Below are 17,095 nucleotides of genomic sequence, written 5' to 3' on the forward strand. Positions count from 1 at the left end.
GCGCGTTCACCCGCTTGGGCCCGATTACCCGCTGCGGCGCCGTCACGTGACGGCGCCCCACACCCCGCTCTACGAGGATCCTCACATCCATGAGCGACGCTGGATGATCCTGGGTGTGATGGCCGCGTCCTTGACGTTGGTGGTCATGTCGGTCTCGGGGTTGAATGTGGCCCTTCCCACCATTCAGGAATCGCTGGAGGCCTCCAACTCTGCGCTGCAGTGGATCATCGACTCCTACGCCCTGGTTTTCGCCGGGCTGTTGTTGATGGCCGGGGCGCTCGGTGACCGTTTCGGGCGTCGCAACGCACTGCTCGTCGGATTGTCGATCTTCGCCACCGGCGCGGCCGTCGGAGGTCTGGCGGCGAGCGCCGTCCAGGTGATCGCCGGTCGCGTGGTGATGGGTGCAGGAGCAGCCTTCGTCATGCCCGCCACGCTGTCGCTGGTGACCACGGTGTTTCCACCCGACGAACGCCGACGGGCGATCGCCGTCTGGGCCGGTTTCGCGGGCGCCGGTGCCGCAATCGGGCCGATCGTGTCCGGCACCCTGCTTGAGGCCTTCTGGTGGGGCTCGGCGCTGCTGGTGAACATCCCCATTGTGATCCTCCTGATGATCGCCATCGCCATGTTGGCTCCCCACTCACGAGATCCCCACAACACGCCACTCGACCCGGCGGGAACCGTGCTGTCGCTCATCGGCATCACCGCGTTGGTGTTTGCCATTATCGAGGGCCCCAACCTGGGTTGGACCAACCCAGGCGTGCTCATCGGTTTCGGGACGGCTGCCCTGACGCTGTTCGGCTTCGTCGCACGTCAGCGCAGCGCCGCCCACCCGATGCTGCCGCTCGAGCTGTTTGGCGACCTGCGTTTCGCAGTGGGCAGCGCCGTGATCACCGTGACCTTCTTCGCCATGATCGGTTTCTTTTTTCTCAATACCCTGTACCTCCAGTTCGTACGCGGCTACTCGGCGTTGTACGCCGGGCTGGCAGCAGTGCCTGTTGCGGTGATGCAGGTGTGGGTTGCACCGCGTAGTTCGTCGCTGAGCGACCGCTTCGGCAGCGGGCGGGTGATCGCCACAGGCTTTGGCTTCATCGCCGCCGGGTTTGCCGTGCTCACCATGGCCACACCCCAGTGGCCCTATCTGCCTCTCGGGTTCGCCTACGCACTGCTGGGTACCGGCATGGGCATCACCGCAGCCCCGGCGACCGGCAACATCATGTCGGCGGTGCCCGACGCAAAGGCCGGGGTGGGCTCCGCCGTCAACGACACCACACGGGAGTTTGGCGGGGCGCTGGGCATCGCCGTGCTGGGCAGCATCATCACCAGCGCCTACCAGGCCGGCCTCCGCCTTGACGGGCTCGGTCTCAGCCCGGCGCAGGCAGCCGAGGCAAGGGACTCGGTCGGCGGAGCCGGGCAGGTCGCCAAGGCGTCGGGCAGCGGCGCTGAGCTCATCGAACGCGCCGGCGTGGCGTTCACCAGCGCGTTCAACATCGCCAATGGGGTGTCGGCACTGCTCGCCTTCACCGCTGCCGTCGCCGTCGCCGTCGTGTTCAGCCCGTCGCGGGAGGAGGCGGCGGCCCGTGCCGCGGCCGGGCTGTCAGCGCCGCGCTGAGCTCGCTCATCGCCACCTGCGGATCGTCCACCTTGATCGTGGTCATGCCCATGGCCCGCGCAGGCTTCAGGTTGACTCCGAGGTCGTCCAGAAACGCCGTCCGGTCTGCCTCGACCCCAAGGGCGCCAAGCGCCACCCGATAGAACGCCGCTTCGGGCTTTCTCATCCCCAGCACGGCCGACTCGATGACGGCGTCCACCGCACCCAGCAACTCGGCCAACCCGTCGGGCAGCACGTCCGACACCTCGCTGAAGGGCACCCCATTGTTGGTCAGGAAGGCCACGCCGTAGCCCTCCTCAAGCAGTCTGAACACCTCGGTCGCCATCTGCGGACGAACCTCCCCCACCAGCATTCCCAGGATCGCCCGTCCATCCAGGGCACCACCGGCGGCGCGAGCCTCGGATTCAAAGACCTGAGCGAAGCCTGCCTCATCCAACTCGCCCCGCTCCAGCCGCGCCCAAGCGTTGTCGTCGTGGTTGTCCATGTTGAGCCGGCGGATGAACCCCTCTGGAAGACCCAACCGGACCTCGTAGCGGGCGAACGCCTCGAACGGGCTGGTCAACACGACCCCACCAAGATCGAAGATCACCGCTTCAATTGGAGGCTCGGACGACGCTGGCAAGGCGGGCGGGTTCATGACCGACGATGGTAGGCAACAAACGCGATCCCCACCTTGCGCAGCCGGAGGTGATTGACTGGTGCGGTCATGACCCTTTCACATGTGGTCGTTGACGGTTCCAACATTGCAACCGAAGGGCGAACCAAACCCAGTCTGAACCAACTCGATGAGGCAATCGAAGCATTCGCTGCCGAACATCCCCAGGCCGACATCACGGTCATTGTGGACGCGACATTTGGGCATCGAATCTCCAGTAAGGAAAGCGACGACTACGAGGCACGCGTGCTCAACGGGTCAATCGTTGCTCCTCCCGCCGGCGTAGTCGGCCGTGGGGACGCATTCATCCTTCAGGTGGCCGACAAGGCCAACGCTTCGGTGTTCTCCAACGACTCCTTTCAGGAGTTCCACGGCGAACACACCTGGCTCTTCGACAAGGATCGGCTGTGGGGCGGCAAGCCCGTCACCGGAGTGGGGTGGGTATTCGTCGCCCGCACTCCTGTGCGGGGTTCGGTGAGCAGACGAGCCGTCAAAGAGGCCAAAACAGACTCCAAGTCCACGCCACCGTCCAAGAGGGACGCGGCACCAGCCAAAAGGGGCGCGGCGCCCGCGCCCAAGAAGACCCCCACCAAGCGGTCGGGCTCGTCCGGTGGGGACAAGCCCAAGGTGGGCGATTCCAAACCCGACGGCGCCGCGGCGCCGCGGTCCCGGGCGGCCAAACAGAAGGCGGCAGGGGGCGCTCAGCGGTCCGCTTCTCCAGATGGCGGCCGCAACGAGCGGGGCGGTTCGTCCAAGCGCCGCTCGTCCACGCCCAGCCCCGTCAATTCGCCCGGCGATTTTCTTCGCTTCATCAGCGAGCATCAGCCGGGCGACACCGTCACCGGCACCGTGGTGGAGTTCTCGTCCCACGGCGCCTACATCGATGTGAACGGCACCAAGGCGTATCTGCCGCTCAGGGCATTGGCCGACCCTCCGCCCACCCGTGCCCGCGACTACATGTCGATGGGCGCCGAGTTGACGCTGGAGGTCGAGGGCTACGACACACCGTTGCGCAGCGTCGACCTGCGGTTGCCGGCCGGCAGCACGATGGCGCCGCTTGACTCCAAGGGCACCTCCAAGTCGCCGCCCGCCGAGTCCCCTTCCGCACAGGAACCACCCGCCAAGAAGGCACCCGCCAAGAAGGCAGGGCCGGTCAAGAAGGCGGCACCCGCCAAGAAGGCACCCGCCAAGAAGGCCGCACCTGCCAAGAAGGCCGCACCTGCCAAGAAAGCGCCGGCAAAGAAGGCACCGGTTAAAAAGGCACCCGCCAAAAAGGCCGCGGCCAAGAAAGCGCCGGCAAAGAAGGCACCGGTTAAAAAGGCACCCGCCAAAAAGGCCGCGGTCAAGAAAGCGTCGGCAAAGAAGGCACCTGCCAAAAAGGCCACGGTCAAAAAGGCACCTGCCAAGAAAGCGCCGGCAAAGAAGGCACCGGCGAAGAAGGCGGCACCCGTCAAGAAGGCAGCACCCGAGCAACACGCTCCGGTGAAGTCTGAGCACGCCAAACGCATGGCCGCCGCCCGGGACAACGCCGACTGAGTCACAGCCGGTTCGATACGGAGCCATCGACGACGACACCGCCGTCCGGGCAAGGCCGGCGCGGGCTGTACCATCGACGATCCGCCCGGTTGGCGCTGCACACGCCCGGGCTTCCCTCCCACCGTCGCTGGAGCATGCATGTCGGCTCAGTTCATCTTCACCATGTACAAGGTAGGACGGGTGGTGCCGCCCGAGCGCGAGGTGCTCAAGGACATCTCGCTGTCGTTCTACCCGGGCGCCAAGATCGGCGTCATCGGCCCCAACGGCTCGGGTAAGTCCACCCTGCTGCGCATTATGGCGGGGATTGATGATGGGTATACGGGCGAGGCACGCCTGAGTCCTGGATTCACCGTCGGCATGCTCGAACAGGAACCGAAGCTGGACGAGTCCAAGGACGTCACCGGCAACGTCATGGATGGGGTGGCCGAGACCGCCAAGCTGCTCACCGACTACGACGAGCTGATGGCCGGATGGGCCGACCCGGACGCCGACTATGAGGCGCTCGGGGCCCAGCAGGCCGATCTGGAGGCCAAGATCGAGGCCGCCGGCGCCTGGGACCTGAAGCGCACCGTCGAGATCGCCATGGACGCCCTCCGGTTGCCGCCCGGCGATGCCGACGTGGCCTCGCTCTCCGGTGGTGAGGCCCGCCGGGTCGCACTCTGTCGCCTGCTGCTGAAGCGCCCCGACCTGCTGTTGCTCGACGAGCCCACCAACCACCTCGACGCCGAATCGGTCGCCTGGATCGAGCGGTTCCTCGCCGACTACGAAGGCACCGTCGTGGCGATCACCCACGACCGGTACTTCCTCGACAACGTCGCCAGCTGGATCCTCGAGCTGGACCACGGCAAGGGCATGCCCTTCGAAGGCAACTACTCCGGATGGCTCGAACAGAAGCAGGCCCGGCTGGCAAAGGAGGAAAAGCACGCCTCCACCCGCCAGCGCACCCTGGAGCGAGAGCTGGAGTGGGTGCGCATGGCGCCCAAGGCTCGCCAGGCCAAGAGCAAGGCCCGCCTGGCCGCGTACGACCAACTGCTCGCCGAGCAGCAGGCCGCCAGGGGCGCGAGCGATGGTCTGGAGATTTACATCCCACCGGGCGATCGCCTCGGCGATCAGGTCATCGAGGTGGATCACCTGACCAAGGGCTTCGGTGACAAACTGCTGATCGACGATCTCACGTTCTCGCTTCCGAAGGCGGGCATCGTCGGTGTGATCGGCCCCAACGGTGCCGGCAAAACCACGCTCTTCCGCATGCTGGTCGAAGCCGGCGAACAGGCAACGGCCGCGCCGGATGCGCAGCCCGACTCGGGTGAGATCCGGGTCGGCTCCACCGTGCAGATGGCCCACGTCGACCAGCACCGGGATCACCTCGATGGCGAACGCACCGTCTACGAGGAGATCACCGACGGTGATGAGACCATCAAGCTGGGCACGCGCGAGATGAACGGTCGCGCCTACTGCGCCAGCTTCAACTTTCGGGGCGCTGACCAGCAGAAGCTGGTGGGACAGCTCTCGGGCGGCGAACGCAACCGGGTGCACCTGGCCAAACTGCTGCGAACCGGCGGCAACGTGTTGCTGTTGGATGAGCCAACCAACGACCTCGATGTCGACACGCTCCGCGCCCTCGAGGCAGGCCTGGAGAGCTTCCCCGGTTGTGCCGTGGTCATCTCCCACGATCGCTGGTTTCTGGACCGCATCGCAACCCACGTTCTGGCCTTCGAGGGCAACAGCCAGGTGCGCTGGTTCGAGGGCAACTTCAGCGACTACGAGGCGATGCGAAAGAAGGAACTGGGTGCCGAGGCATCCCAGCCCCACCGCATCAAGTACAAGCCGCTTACCCGTTCCTAGCCATCCAACCACCGGAGGCCCTGATGTCATCGACCGTGATCACCTGTCCAAGCTGCACCACCAAGAACCGCGTCCCCGATATCGCGTCGGGCAAGCCGCAGTGCGCCGGCTGCCATACCAAGCTCCCATGGCTGATCGAGGTCGACGAGGCTGGTTTCACCCAGGTGGTCAAGGGGTCTTCGTTGCCGGTGGTGGTCGACCTCTGGGCGCCTTGGTGCGGACCATGTCGCATGGTCGCCCCCGAACTGGAGAAGCTGGCGTCCGAACGAGCCGGCGAGTTGCGAGTGGTGAAGGTCAACGTGGACGAGGCCCCCGGGGTGTCGGCCCGTTTGGGTGTTCAGGGCATACCCACCCTGCTGTTGTTTCACGACGGCAACGAGGTGGGCCGCCAGGTGGGTGCCCTTCCCGGCCCCGCTCTGCGCAGTTGGATTGACGACACGCTGGCCTGACCGGTCGAAGAACCGGCCTGCCTACCCTCCAGGCTGCTTGTTGGCGTGATCAGGCCGCCGGAACGACCGTGGTCGGGCAACGCAGGTGGTCGAGGGTGTGGCTGGTCACCGAACCGAGGAGCAGCCCCATGAACCCCCCGTGGCCGCGAGTGCCCAGTACCAGCATGGACGCGCCATGGGCGGCCTCATCGAGCGCATGCTTCGGCGAGCCCTCGTGCAGCAGCGTTTCCAGACGGAGCGAGTCGGGAAGCGCCGCCGCTTGAATGGCCTCGTCCAGCATCTCCTGTGCCTGGGCCTCCAACACTTGATCCGCCGGAAGCACATCGCTGAACTCGGGAGCCGGTCGCCAACCTGCCGACTCGCCCCGCCACGCCATCGTCACCCGCAGCAGCGAATCGGTGCGAACAGCCCGTTGGGCCGCCCACTGGAGCGCGGTCATGGAGTTGGCGGATCCGTCGATGCCCACCACGACCGGTCCGCTCGCAGCGACCCCCGCATCGTTGACTCCCCCGTCGACGTCTGCGGGAGGGATCACGGTGAGCGGGCACGGTGTGTGGCTGGCAAGCTGCCGGCTCACCGAACCCAGGACGGTGCGCTGCAACCTGTTGAGACCACGCGAACCCACCACCAGTTGATCGGCATCGGCGGCAGCATCCAGCAGGGCTCCCCCTGCCGAACCCGACGCCGCCAGCTTCGTCACGTCGGCACCCTTCGCCCCAAGCACCTCGTCGATGAACTCACCCATCCATGGGATCATTGCGTCGTCAACGTGCTCTTGGCTGAGGTACCTCGCCGAATGGGTCGACACTTCCCACACGGTGACGGCAAGCAGATCCGCCCCGGTGGCACCCGCTTCCGCAGCGGCGAAGCGCAACGCGTCGGTCGACTCCGCCGAACCATCAATTCCAACCACGATCTTCATCGGTTACCTCGTCTCGACAGCTCGCCATCATGCCAAACCCCACGCCCACCCGCTAGCCGCCGTGGGTTCTTGTGGTTGTGCCGTGATGCACGGAGTAGACACTGATCCGTGCCACCGAATCTGCAGACAGGTGCACCCGCAGACGTGCCCCCTTCTCGTGTCGGCACCGTTTACGTGGTCGTGGATTGACCTGATGACCTCCCAGCAACCTGGCGACGCGGTAATCCGCACCCACGGTCTCACCAAGTCATTCGGCAAGACCTTGGCGCTCGACCGCCTCGACCTGGAGGTCGCACGCGGGTGTGTCTTCGGATTTCTGGGGCCCAACGGCGCCGGCAAGAGCACCACCATCCGGCTGCTGATGGGTTTGCTCAACCCCACCGGCGGCACTGCGTCGGTGCTGGGCTTCGACCCGGTGAGCGAACCTCAGGAGGTGCACCGCCGTGTGGGATACCTGCCCGGCGACTTCGCGGCCTACCGGGACATGACCGGGCGGCGCTACCTGCGGTATCTCGCCAACCTGCGAGGCGGCGTGGATGAAGGGCGATCCCACGATCTGGCCGAACGCTTCGAATTGAACCTCGACCGGGCCATCGGGGCACTGTCCCATGGAAACCATCAAAAGGTGGGGCTGATCCAGGCGATGATGCACCAGCCAGACCTGTTGGTGTTGGACGAGCCAACCCAGGGTCTCGACCCGCTGATGCAGCGGGTGTTTTTGGAGCTGTTGTCCGAACAGCGCGACGCCGGACGCACGGTGTTCCTCTCGTCGCACATCCTCGCGGAGGTTGAGGAGGTGGCAGACCGGGTGGCCATCATCCGCAATGGGCGGCTGGCCACGGTGAGGGATATCAACGCGCTCAAGGCCCGCACCCGAAGGCGATTGGAACTGCGGTTCACCGAGGGGGTGGAACCGCCATTCGACCAGCTGGGTGCCGTCGAGGGCGTGATCCAGGTGGCCCGATTGGGCTCGGCCGTCGAGGTGGTGGTGGAGGGATCGATGGCCGAGCTGCTGCGGTTCGTCGCGCCCTTCGGTGTCGAACGAGTTGTGTCCAACGAGGTGGACCTGGAGGGCGTGTTCCTCCAGTACTACGAGCAGCAGCCATGAGCGCCACCCGCGCCGTGTTCGTGAAGACGCTTACCGATCAGCGGCGGGGCCTCATCGGGTGGGGCACCGGGGTGGGCGGCACCGTCCTGCTGATGTCGGCCATGTGGCCGTCGTTCTCAGACATCGACTTCGACGCTCTTCTGGATCAGTACCCGAAGGGCCTGATGGAGGTGTTCAACGTTGCCGACATGTCGACCCCCATCGGCTTTCTGAACGCCGAGGTGTTCAGCCTGATGCTGCCGATCATGTTCGTCGTGTACGCCATCGGAAGGGGTGCCCGGCTGATCGGCGCCAAGGAGGAGGACGGCACCATGGAGGTGCTGGCCACCACCCCGATCACCCGCCGGGCCCTGCTGGTGGGGAAGGCCGGTGGCTTGGTGACGGGTGTGGCCGCGCTGGGAGCCGTGCTGTGGGCCTGCACCATCTTGTCGTCGCTGCTCTTCGGGCTGAACATCGGCCTGCTCGACAGCCTGAACGGCGTGGTGGCGACCACGCTGCTCGGCATCGAGTTCGGTCTGATATCCCTGGCGGCCGGCGCTGCCACCGGCCGCCGAGGCCTGGCGGTTGGCATTGCATCCGGACTCGCCGGGGCCTCCTACGTGCTGTACGTGGCCGGGCAACTGCTCGACTCGCTCAAGCCGTACCGGAAGCTTTCACCCTTCTACCAGGCGATCTCCGGCGGGCCGTTGGCCCCGTCGCTGCCGATGATGGTGGTCGTGATGCCCGTCGTCGGCCTGGCACTTTTTGCTGCGTCCATCCCGGTCTTTGACCGTCGCGACCTCCTGTTGTAGGCGGTTCGTCCGGAAGATGATCTGGCCGCCGGCGGCGCTCTCGTAGAACTCGCCAACGGTGACGATTTCAAGGTGAACACCCGCTCCATCCAGCCGGGGCCGATCATGCCCTCGGTCTCCTCGGGTACCAGCGCTGCGCCGGATGCGACGATCAACACGTCATAGGTCAGAGCGCCGCCTTCAGCGAGTTGCACCGTGTTGGTCTCGATATCGACGAGTTCGACGGCCGACTCGACAAAGTCGATCCCACGGTGCAGTTGGCGCGAACGCGACCGCACGATCTCATCGGGATGGGCCAGTGCGAAGGCGACGAACAGGATGCCCGGTTGGTAGACATGGCGGTCGTCCTGGTCAACGACGGTGATCGTTGCCTCGTCGACGGTGTCAAGGAAGGTCTCAACATGCCGGGGTGACTCACACTTCGCGGTCTGGGTCCGATAGGTGGGTTATGGCGCGGGACCATTGGCGCATTGCTGCGACTGGCCCAACTCCCTGGCGGGATCCCTCCGTGCCCCCGAACGGCATCGCCTTGTTCGGGGGCACGGGCATGCTCCCGATTGCGGACCTTCTCCCAGGAACGGCGGTTCGGGCCCACAAGAATCGGTCGGATACCCCAGGCGAGGAGCGTTCGATGCAGGTTCTGCCGACCTCACCCGCCGGTGACCGCCGAGACCATCTTCGGCCAGCGAGACGCTCGGCACCCGTGTCGAGCGTCTGCAGCCAGGAGACCAATCGCGGCGACGGCATCCGTGCCGCTGCGAGGGAGTGGGATCTGGTTCGACCAGAACCAAGAACGTGTTTGCCCCATCAACACTGCCCAGTACCTCGCCACGGTCGGACAGCAACCTGACACGTCACGCCGAGGATGCCCGATCACTCAAGGTCGATCACCTGACGAAGTGCTACGACGGCAACACCGTCGTCGACGATCTCACCTTCGTGGTGCCGCCGGGCGAGTCACCGGCTTTCTCGGGCCGAACGGTTCGGGCTCGCCGACGCCGCTCATCGCAACGCGGGGACGTACTCCCTCGGAATGCGACAACGATTGGGCCTCGACCCTCAGGGCACCCGCACGCTGCGCGACCTACTCCGAACCCACGCGGCGAACGGCGGGACGGTCCTGGTGTCCAGCCACAACCTCGCCGAGGTCGAACACCTCGCCGACGACGTCATCGTCATCAATCGAGGCCGGCTCGTCACCCACGGAGCGCTCGAAGAGCTGATCCTGACCTGGACCTCCGAGCTGACGGCTTCCGATGAGGACACCCGATCATGAGACGACTCATTCGTTCCGAGTTCCGCAAGCTCACGAGTACCAAGATGCCGCTGGCACTTCTTGGGGTCCTCATCCTCTTTGCGATCATCAACGCATTCATCGTGATCGCCTTCGCGTCCAATGGGTTCATCCTGGCCGCGCTGTTCGGTGCCATCGCCGTCACTCGCGAAGACGGGAACCACACGGTCATTCCCACCTTCCTCGCGGAGCTCGCTCGAGAGCAGCCGATATCACGGATGCCAGCGACGCCCGCCGGGTTATCTCGGGCGCAAGCGTGGGGTTTCAGTGTGCCGGGCCGCCGTGCCACCGGTGGGCCGAGGAGTTCCCGCCGCTTCAACGCAGCGTGCTCAACGCCTGTGCGTCCGCCAACGCTCCGCTGACCGCTGCCGAGAACGTCTACGGCGTCGTGGCGACCGGGGTCCGCCCACGACTGCGTCTGGTCCCTGCCTGGCAGCTTCGGTGATGGGCGTATTCGTCCCCATGGTCAAGGAGTCGATCGAGCTGCTGTATCAGTTCGATCGAGACTTCGTGGTCGACTCGGGCGAGTTCGAGCAGCGATTTGAATGGGGCCCGGTCCCACTCGAATCATCGATCGCCACGACCGCCCGGGCCTCCCGCTGAGCGGCGTTGTACCGCTTCAGTTCGTTCCACTTGTAGCCCTCAGCGGGAAAGAACACGTCCCTACCGGCTCGGCCGTCGCTGCGTCGATCTCGGGCAGAAGCTTTGGCGCTGTGGGTTCGCTCGCGAGAGCGCGAATATCATGCGGCTCCATGAATGAGGCAACAACCATGGTGGCAACGAACGTCAAAGTGTTCGACGGAGTTCACGAAGAGCTCGTCGAAGGGCACGTCGTTGTCTCGGGCAGCAAGATCGTCGAGGTCACCGAGACGATGCCGAGCACCGGCGACGACGTCGAGGTGATCGACGGCGACGGTCGGGTGCTGATGCCCGGCCTCACCGACGCTCACTGCCACATCATGGGTATGTGTCATTCGCTGCCAGCGATGATGCAGGGCGACATCGGCTGGATCTACGCGAACACGGTCGCTGCGGCGGAACGCACCCTGATGCGCGGGTTTACCACCGTGCGCGACGCCGGCGGTCCGGTGTTCGGGATCAAGCAGGCGATCGATCTGGGAACGATTCCCGGACCGCGGATCTACCCGAGCGGCGCCATGATCTCCCAGACCGCCGGTCACGGCGACTTCTCGATGACGTACGACGTCGCGACCGCTCTGGGTGGCGTCCCAACCCGAGGTGATTCGGTCGGCATGACGCTCGTCGCCGACGGCCCCGACCGGGTTCTCGCCGGCGCACGCGAGCAGCTGAAGAAGGGTGCCACGCAGATCAAGATGATGGTCGGCGGCGGTGTGACCTCGGCCTACGACTCACTCGACTCGCAGCAGTTCACGATGGACGAGATCCGCGCGGCGGTCAATGCCGCCGCCGACTGGGGCACGTACGTACTGTCCCACGTCTACAACGTCGAGGGGATCCACCGCGCCATCGATGCTGGGGTCCGCTCGATCGAGCACGCTCACCTCGCCGACGAGGACACGGTCAAGCACATGAAGGACAAGAACATCTGGCTCAGCACTCAGCCGTTCGTGTCGCATGACCACCACTTCCCCGACCCCCGCACCCAGGCCAAGCACGAGCAGGTGTGTTCGGGAACCGGCAACCTGTACGAGTGGTCGAAGAAGTACGGCGTGAACACGGCGTTCGGCACCGACATCCTCCTCGAGCCCGAAAAGGAAACCCACCAGATCACCATGTTCGCCCGCCTGTCGGAGTTCATGGAACCGATCGAGGCCGTACGCATGGCCACGTCAACGAACGCCGAACTCTTCCGCATGTGCGGCCTGCGCGACCCCTACATCGACGCTCCGATCGGCGTGGTCAAGCCCGGCGCATGGGCCGACTTCCTCCTGGTCGACGGTGACCCCACCAAGGACCTGAGCTTCTTCAACGACTACCAGGACACCCTGCGCGTGATCGTCAAGAACGGCGTCGCCCACAAGAACACCCTCTGACCCCCCGAACTGAACCGAGCTTCGGCACCGCGTTCCACCGGCGACTGCGCGATCTGTAGCTCCGAGACGCGGACCTTGTGCTCTAGGCGACGTCGTTCCGCCGGGCAACACTGACCGAGAGGCCAGTCCGAGGGAGCGATCGCATGCAGAGCACCGAGACCGGGTGGATCATCCCACTTGAGCAATTGACCATCGACGATGTGGGCATCGCCGGCGGCAAGAACGCCTCGCTGGGGGAGATGATTCGCCACCTCGGGGCCGCAGGCGTGCGGGTGCCGGGCGGGTTTGCGGTCACGTCCGCCGCCTACTGGCACGTTGTCGACGACCAGGGGCTGCGACCGGCCATCTCAGCGGTCGGTGCCGGGATGTCCGATCATCCCGAGTCGCTCAGGTCGATCGGCTCCACCGTACGTGCCGCATTTCGAGCCGCCCGCGTGAGCGAGGCACTCGAGCGCGACATTCGGGCCGCCTATGACGATCTGTGTAGCCGGATCGGCGAACTCGACGTGCCGGTCGCCGTCCGTTCTTCGGCCACGGCGGAGGACCTGCCCGAGGCCAGCTTCGCCGGGCAGCAGGAGAGCTTCCTCAACGTGCGCGGCGCCGATGCGGTGGTCGCGGCGTACCACCGCTGCGTCGTCTCGCTGTTCGGCGACAGGGCGATCGCCTACCGGACCAAGAACGGCTTCGATCACCTGGACGTCGCACTGTCGGTCGGCATCCAGCAGATGGTCCGGTCCGACACCGGTTCGGCCGGGGTGATCTTCACCATCGACCCGGAGAGCGGCTTTCCCCACCACGTGCTGATCGACGCCGCATGGGGGCTGGGCGAGGCCGTCGTGTCGGGCGTGGTCGACTCCGACCGCTATCGGGTGTTCAAGGCGTTCCTCGACGACCAGTCGTTGACCCCCATCGTCGAGCGGTCGCTCGGGCGCAAGCGTCTCAAGATCATCAATAACGACGGAGTCGGCGGCCACGACGACCAGGCCGGTCCCACGGCGACGGTCGACACCACCGAGGACGAGCGAAATCGGTTGGTGCTCGACGACCCCGACCTGTTGGCCCTGGCACGGTGGGCGGTCATCATCGAGGACCACTACGGGCGTCCGATGGACATCGAGTGGGCGAAGGACGGCGTGACCGGCGATCTGTTCATCGTGCAGGCCCGGCCCGAGACGGTGGAGGCCCGCCGCAGCGGTGCCACCCTGACGACGTACGACGTCTCCGGTCACGGGCCGGTGCTGCTCAAGGGCCTGTCGGTCGGCGCCGGCGCCGCCACGGGGGTCGTGTGTCGACTCGACTCGCCCGACGAGGGCGACCGATTTTCCGATGGGGCGATCTTGGTGGCCGACACCACCGACCCCGACTGGGTGCCGGTGATGCAGCGGGCGGCCGCCGTGGTCACCAACCGTGGTGGACGAACCTCTCATGCGGCGATCGTCAGCCGCGAGCTGGGTGTGCCCGCGGTCGTCGGCGCCGTCGATGCGACCACCACGCTGGTCGAGGGCCAACGGGTCACCGTGTCGTGCGCCGGTGGTGACGTCGGGATCGTCTTCGACGGGTCCGCAACCATCGACACGCGTGAGCTGTCGCTCGACGACGTGCCTCCCACCCGAACCAAGGTCATGGTCAACCTGGCCAATCCACAGGCGGCGTTGAAGTGGTGGCGGCTCCCGACCGCCGGCATCGGGCTGGCCCGCATGGAGTTCATCATCGGCGAGCACATCGGGGCCCATCCCATGGCCCTGGCCCACCCCGACCGCATCACCGATCCCGAGGTCCGGCAGGCGATCGAGGAGCTCGCCGGGCACCACTCGAGCCCGGCGGAGTACTTCGTCGACAGGTTGTCGTCCGGCATCGCCGCACTGGCGGCCACCTGGGCCGACCGCCCGATGATCGTGCGCATGAGCGACTTCAAGACCAACGAGTACGCCGGGCTGTTGGGCGGCGAGCAGTTCGAGCCCACCGAGGCCAACCCGATGCTGGGGTGGCGGGGCGCGTCCCGCTACGACCACCCCGGCTATCGCGACGGATTCGCTCTGGAGTGTCAGGCGGTCGCGCGGGTGCGCAACGAGATCGGCTTCGACAACGTGATCGTCATGATCCCGTTCTGCCGCACCCCCGACGAGGCTGATCGGGTCCTCCGGGTGATGGCGGAGGAGGGTCTGGCCCGCGGCGCCAACGGGCTCAAGGTCTACGTGATGGCGGAGATCCCCTCGAACGTGATCAGAGCCACCGAATTTGCCGAGCGGTTCGACGGGTTTTCCATTGGCTCCAACGACCTCACACAACTCACGTTGGGAGTCGATCGCGACTCGGCCGAACTTGCCACGCAGTTCGGGGCGGACGATCCGGCCGTGCTCAGCCTCATTCGACAGCTGATCGAGGCTGCCCACGCCGCCGGCAAACCGGTTGGGTTCTGTGGCCAGGCTCCGAGCAACGACCCCGAGTACGCACGGCTTCTGGTGGAAGCCGGCATCGATTCAGTGTCGGTCACGCCCGACGCCTTCTTCGCTGTCAGCAACCGGATTGCAGACGCCGAAGCGTTACTGGCCCCCAAGGGGCCCGCAGCGTTGGCCTAACGACCGCTCTCGGGTTGGTCGGACGGCAGCGGCACCCACCAGCGAAGTGTCGACCCGGCGCCGGGACCGTTTGGGCTCATCACCAGGTTGCCGCCGCGCCGCTCCGCCCGCCCCGCCATATTGCTCATGCCATGCCCGGTGGACGCGGTGGCCGGCTTCGAGCCGACCCCGTTGTCGTCAACGACCAGTTCGAGCGACTCGTCGTCCACCGTGACGGCGACCGATGCGGCAGTGGCCGCTGCGTGTCGTGCGACGTTGGTCAGGGATTCCCGGACCACCGCCAGGAGGTCCACCTCCACCTCGATGTCCAGGTCCTCGATCACCCCCTCAAAGCGCACGTCAGGCCGAAACCCCAGCACACGGGTGGCTTCATCGATCACCGCCAAAACATCTCGTCGGACCCCGGACGCTCCGCCCGAGGGGGTTTGGTGAAGCTCAAAAACCGAGGTGCGCAGCTCGCGGATCACCAGATCCAGTTCGTCCACCGCCTGCCCCAACCTGGCTGCGATTCGAGCGTCGGCGGTGCGGCTTTGCGTGCTTTGCAACGAGATGCCGGTGGCGAATATTCGTTGGATCACCCGATCGTGCAGGTCGCGGGCAATCCGCTCCCGTTCATCAGCGGCCACCAAAACAGCGTTGGCGGTGTCCAGGTCGTTCTCAAAGCGGCGACGAATCGACAGATCGGAAAACAACACGAGGGCCTGATCCGGGTGACCGGCGATTCGGTCGGCTGTCACCAGCACCGGAATCCTGGAGCCATCCGGGCGGACCAACTCGGTGCTGAACTCCACGTGGCCGACCTCGGCGAGGATCATCCACGTCGCCTCAAACTCGCTGTTGCCCTCGCGCTCGGACAGGAACGAAAACGGTCGGCGGCTGTTGAGCACCTCGGTATGCGACAAACCCACCAATCCGCAGAACGCCGGGTTGGCCTCCAGCACCGTGCCCTCGATGCTCACCGTCAGCATGCCCTGGCTCATCGACCGGTGGGTTGCGTCGAGCCGGTCCCGCTCCCATGCCGCCGCCTGGCGTGACGCCTCGAGCTCGCCAACATCGACCGCCGTGCCGATCACCTCGACCACTTCGGATCCATCGCCGATCACCGGCTGAAAGCTGATTTGTCGGCTCTCGCCGCCCACGCTGACGACCGTGGAGGTATCAACCCCGCCAAGCGCCTCGTCAAATGCCGCCACCACCGTCGGGAAGGACTCGAACAACTCGGCGATACCGCGGCCGACTGCGTCGCCAAGACGCCCGAGGTGGCTCAACTCGGCCCCTTGGGCAAACACCACGGTACCTTCGCGATCGAGCGTCCAGATCGAGATGCCGGCGGACACCGCCACACGCCGGAGCTTGTCCAGTACCGCCCGGTGCTGATCCTGGGCCTGGCGCCGATCGGACACGTCCCTGCCAAACAACACACAAACCGCTGCGTCCCCTCCGGGGACACCGTCCACAAAGGTGGCCCAGATCTCCAGCGGCAGCCGTCGGCCGTCCGAGTGCTGCAGGTCCGTCTCGGCCGTCGCCTGGCCATCCGTTCGAGCCCTCGCCACCAGCGCCGAAAATTCCGCGCGACTCATCCCGGGGAGGAGGGTCAACGGCGTCATGGAGGTGAGCTCGTCCACCGGATAGCCGGACATCCTCCGGGCGCCATCGTTGGCGTATCCGATCCAGAGGTTGTCCGGGTCGATGACCACCACCAGGCTGGGCAATGAGTCGAGGCTGGCAAGCACCCGCCGGTGGTCCCGGTCGAGTTGCACCCGATCGCTGATGTCGCGCACGGCGGCAACCACGTAGGTCGCTCCGCCATATTGACAGGGGCTCAGGTTGATCTCGGTGGGGAAGACCGAGCCATGGCTGGTGATCCCTGTCAGCCGCTGGCCACATGTGCCCATCGATCGCCGCAGCGGCTGGTGATGGTAGTGCTCCCTCAGCTCCTCGTGACGCTGACGAAGACCGAGCGGAACCAATGACTCCACCTTCATCCCCAACATCGAGCCAGGCTCATATCTGAACAGCGCCTCGGCTTCGGCGTTGGACAGCACAATCCGGCCATCGTCGTCAACCACCAGCACCGCATCGGGCATGGCATCCAGCAGTACCCGGGCAGACTCGGGAAAGTCGCTCAACGTGGTCGACGGCGCCGCTCGGTCTGAAGAACCCTCGCCGGAGTGCACATTCGGTTTCAAGTTCGTCCGATCTCATCGCCTGGGATGGATGCTCACGCAGCGGATCGCCGGCGTCAAGCGAACGGGGAGGGACTTTGGCCCCTGCCCCTTGCGGCCACGATCG

14 protein-coding genes are annotated in these 17,095 nt (G+C 65.8%); 11 read left to right on the forward strand and 3 right to left on the reverse strand.

The genetic code is table 11. From position 1 onward, the window contains the following. Positions 1-46 precede the first annotated feature (46 nt). Positions 47-1,609, forward strand: a complete 1,563-nt coding sequence (locus tag MPARV_RS0110310) for an MFS transporter (RefSeq protein ID WP_020378175.1) — start codon at positions 47-49, stop codon at positions 1,607-1,609. Here the strand turns inward: MPARV_RS0110310 and MPARV_RS0110315 are convergent. Next, a complete protein-coding gene (locus tag MPARV_RS0110315) occupies positions 1,548-2,246 on the reverse strand; it encodes an HAD-IA family hydrolase (protein ID WP_020378176.1) in 699 nt (232 codons plus the stop codon). The two genes, MPARV_RS0110310 and MPARV_RS0110315, sit on opposite strands and share 62 nt — an antisense overlap. Positions 2,247-2,315: 69 nt before the next feature. Here MPARV_RS0110315 and MPARV_RS24130 point away from each other — a divergent pair, with 69 nt between their 5' ends. The 3 genes from MPARV_RS24130 (at position 2,316) to trxA (ending at position 6,094) form a co-directional block, all read left to right on the forward strand. Beyond that, complete coding sequence (locus tag MPARV_RS24130) at positions 2,316-3,800, forward strand: histone H1-like repetitive region-containing protein (RefSeq protein ID WP_020378177.1); 1,485 nt, start codon at positions 2,316-2,318, stop codon at positions 3,798-3,800. Between the two features lie 138 nt (positions 3,801-3,938). Beyond that, complete coding sequence (ettA, locus tag MPARV_RS0110325; protein WP_020378178.1) at positions 3,939-5,645, forward strand: energy-dependent translational throttle protein EttA; 1,707 nt, start codon at positions 3,939-3,941, stop codon at positions 5,643-5,645. A 23-nt stretch (positions 5,646-5,668) separates the two neighbouring features. Next, positions 5,669-6,094: a thioredoxin gene (gene trxA / locus MPARV_RS0110330; RefSeq protein ID WP_012223138.1), complete on the forward strand. Its 426-nt coding sequence runs from the start codon at positions 5,669-5,671 to the stop codon at positions 6,092-6,094. Between the two features lie 49 nt (positions 6,095-6,143). Here the strand turns inward: trxA and MPARV_RS22680 are convergent, their stop codons facing one another. Further along, entirely contained in the window at positions 6,144-7,016 is an 873-nt protein-coding gene (locus tag MPARV_RS22680) for a universal stress protein (RefSeq protein WP_020378179.1), read from the reverse strand. A gap of 193 nt (positions 7,017-7,209) precedes the next feature. Between MPARV_RS22680 and MPARV_RS0110340 the strand changes: the two genes are divergently transcribed. From MPARV_RS0110340 to ppsA, 7 genes are all read left to right on the forward strand, one after another. After that, entirely contained in the window at positions 7,210-8,124 is a 915-nt protein-coding gene (locus tag MPARV_RS0110340; RefSeq protein WP_020378180.1) for an ABC transporter ATP-binding protein, read from the forward strand. Beyond that, positions 8,121-8,915 (forward strand): ABC transporter permease, encoded by a 795-nt coding sequence (locus tag MPARV_RS0110345; protein WP_020378181.1) that lies wholly within the window; start codon positions 8,121-8,123, stop codon positions 8,913-8,915. The genes MPARV_RS0110340 and MPARV_RS0110345 overlap by 4 nt, the downstream gene beginning before the upstream one ends. Positions 8,916-9,948: 1,033 nt before the next feature. Then, positions 9,949-10,191 carry an ATP-binding cassette domain-containing protein gene (locus MPARV_RS0110355; protein ID WP_020378183.1) on the forward strand — a complete coding sequence of 81 codons (243 nt, stop codon included), beginning with the start codon at positions 9,949-9,951 and terminating at the stop codon, positions 10,189-10,191. 274 nt (positions 10,192-10,465) lie between these two features. Beyond that, positions 10,466-10,654, forward strand: coding sequence for a hypothetical protein (locus MPARV_RS24730; RefSeq protein ID WP_155852217.1), 189 nt, complete (start codon positions 10,466-10,468; stop codon positions 10,652-10,654). Then, complete coding sequence (locus tag MPARV_RS24735; RefSeq protein WP_157789551.1) at positions 10,654-10,812, forward strand: hypothetical protein; 159 nt, start codon at positions 10,654-10,656, stop codon at positions 10,810-10,812. The genes MPARV_RS24730 and MPARV_RS24735 overlap by 1 nt, the downstream gene beginning before the upstream one ends. A 149-nt stretch (positions 10,813-10,961) precedes the next feature. Then, a complete protein-coding gene (locus MPARV_RS0110370) occupies positions 10,962-12,224 on the forward strand; it encodes a metal-dependent hydrolase family protein (protein WP_020378186.1) in 1,263 nt (420 codons plus the stop codon). A 143-nt stretch (positions 12,225-12,367) separates the two neighbouring features. After that, complete coding sequence (gene ppsA / locus MPARV_RS0110375) at positions 12,368-14,803, forward strand: phosphoenolpyruvate synthase (protein ID WP_020378187.1); 2,436 nt, start codon at positions 12,368-12,370, stop codon at positions 14,801-14,803. Here ppsA and MPARV_RS22685 read toward each other — a convergent pair. Continuing rightward, on the reverse strand, positions 14,800-16,932 hold the full coding sequence (locus MPARV_RS22685; protein WP_157789552.1) for a PAS domain-containing sensor histidine kinase: 2,133 nt from the start codon (positions 16,930-16,932) through the stop codon (positions 14,800-14,802). The genes ppsA and MPARV_RS22685 overlap by 4 nt on opposite strands. Positions 16,933-17,095: the final 163 nt, after the last annotated feature.

Origin of the sequence: Candidatus Microthrix parvicella Bio17-1 (genome assembly GCF_000299415.1) — a bacterium.
In the GTDB taxonomy this organism is placed as follows: domain Bacteria; phylum Actinomycetota; class Acidimicrobiia; order Acidimicrobiales; family Microtrichaceae; genus Microthrix; species Microthrix parvicella.

Bases quoted from the DNA above. Each gene is read 5' to 3' on its own strand.
- MPARV_RS0110370 (WP_020378186.1), top strand. From the start codon at position 10,962: ATGAATGAGGCAACAACCATGGTGGCAACGAACGTCAAAGTGTTCGAC.
- MPARV_RS0110345 (WP_020378181.1), top strand. From the start codon at position 8,121: ATGAGCGCCACCCGCGCCGTGTTCGTGAAGACGCTTACCGATCAGCGG.
- ettA (WP_020378178.1), top strand. From the start codon at position 3,939: ATGTCGGCTCAGTTCATCTTCACCATGTACAAGGTAGGACGGGTGGTG.
- MPARV_RS0110355 (WP_020378183.1), top strand. From the start codon at position 9,949: ATGCGACAACGATTGGGCCTCGACCCTCAGGGCACCCGCACGCTGCGC.
- trxA (WP_012223138.1), top strand. From the start codon at position 5,669: ATGTCATCGACCGTGATCACCTGTCCAAGCTGCACCACCAAGAACCGC.
- MPARV_RS0110340 (WP_020378180.1), top strand. From the start codon at position 7,210: ATGACCTCCCAGCAACCTGGCGACGCGGTAATCCGCACCCACGGTCTC.
- MPARV_RS22680 (WP_020378179.1), bottom strand. From the start codon at position 7,016: ATGAAGATCGTGGTTGGAATTGATGGTTCGGCGGAGTCGACCGACGCG.
- MPARV_RS24735 (WP_157789551.1), top strand. From the start codon at position 10,654: ATGGGCGTATTCGTCCCCATGGTCAAGGAGTCGATCGAGCTGCTGTAT.
- ppsA (WP_020378187.1), top strand. From the start codon at position 12,368: ATGCAGAGCACCGAGACCGGGTGGATCATCCCACTTGAGCAATTGACC.
- MPARV_RS24130 (WP_020378177.1), top strand. From the start codon at position 2,316: ATGACCCTTTCACATGTGGTCGTTGACGGTTCCAACATTGCAACCGAA.
- MPARV_RS0110315 (WP_020378176.1), bottom strand. From the start codon at position 2,246: ATGAACCCGCCCGCCTTGCCAGCGTCGTCCGAGCCTCCAATTGAAGCG.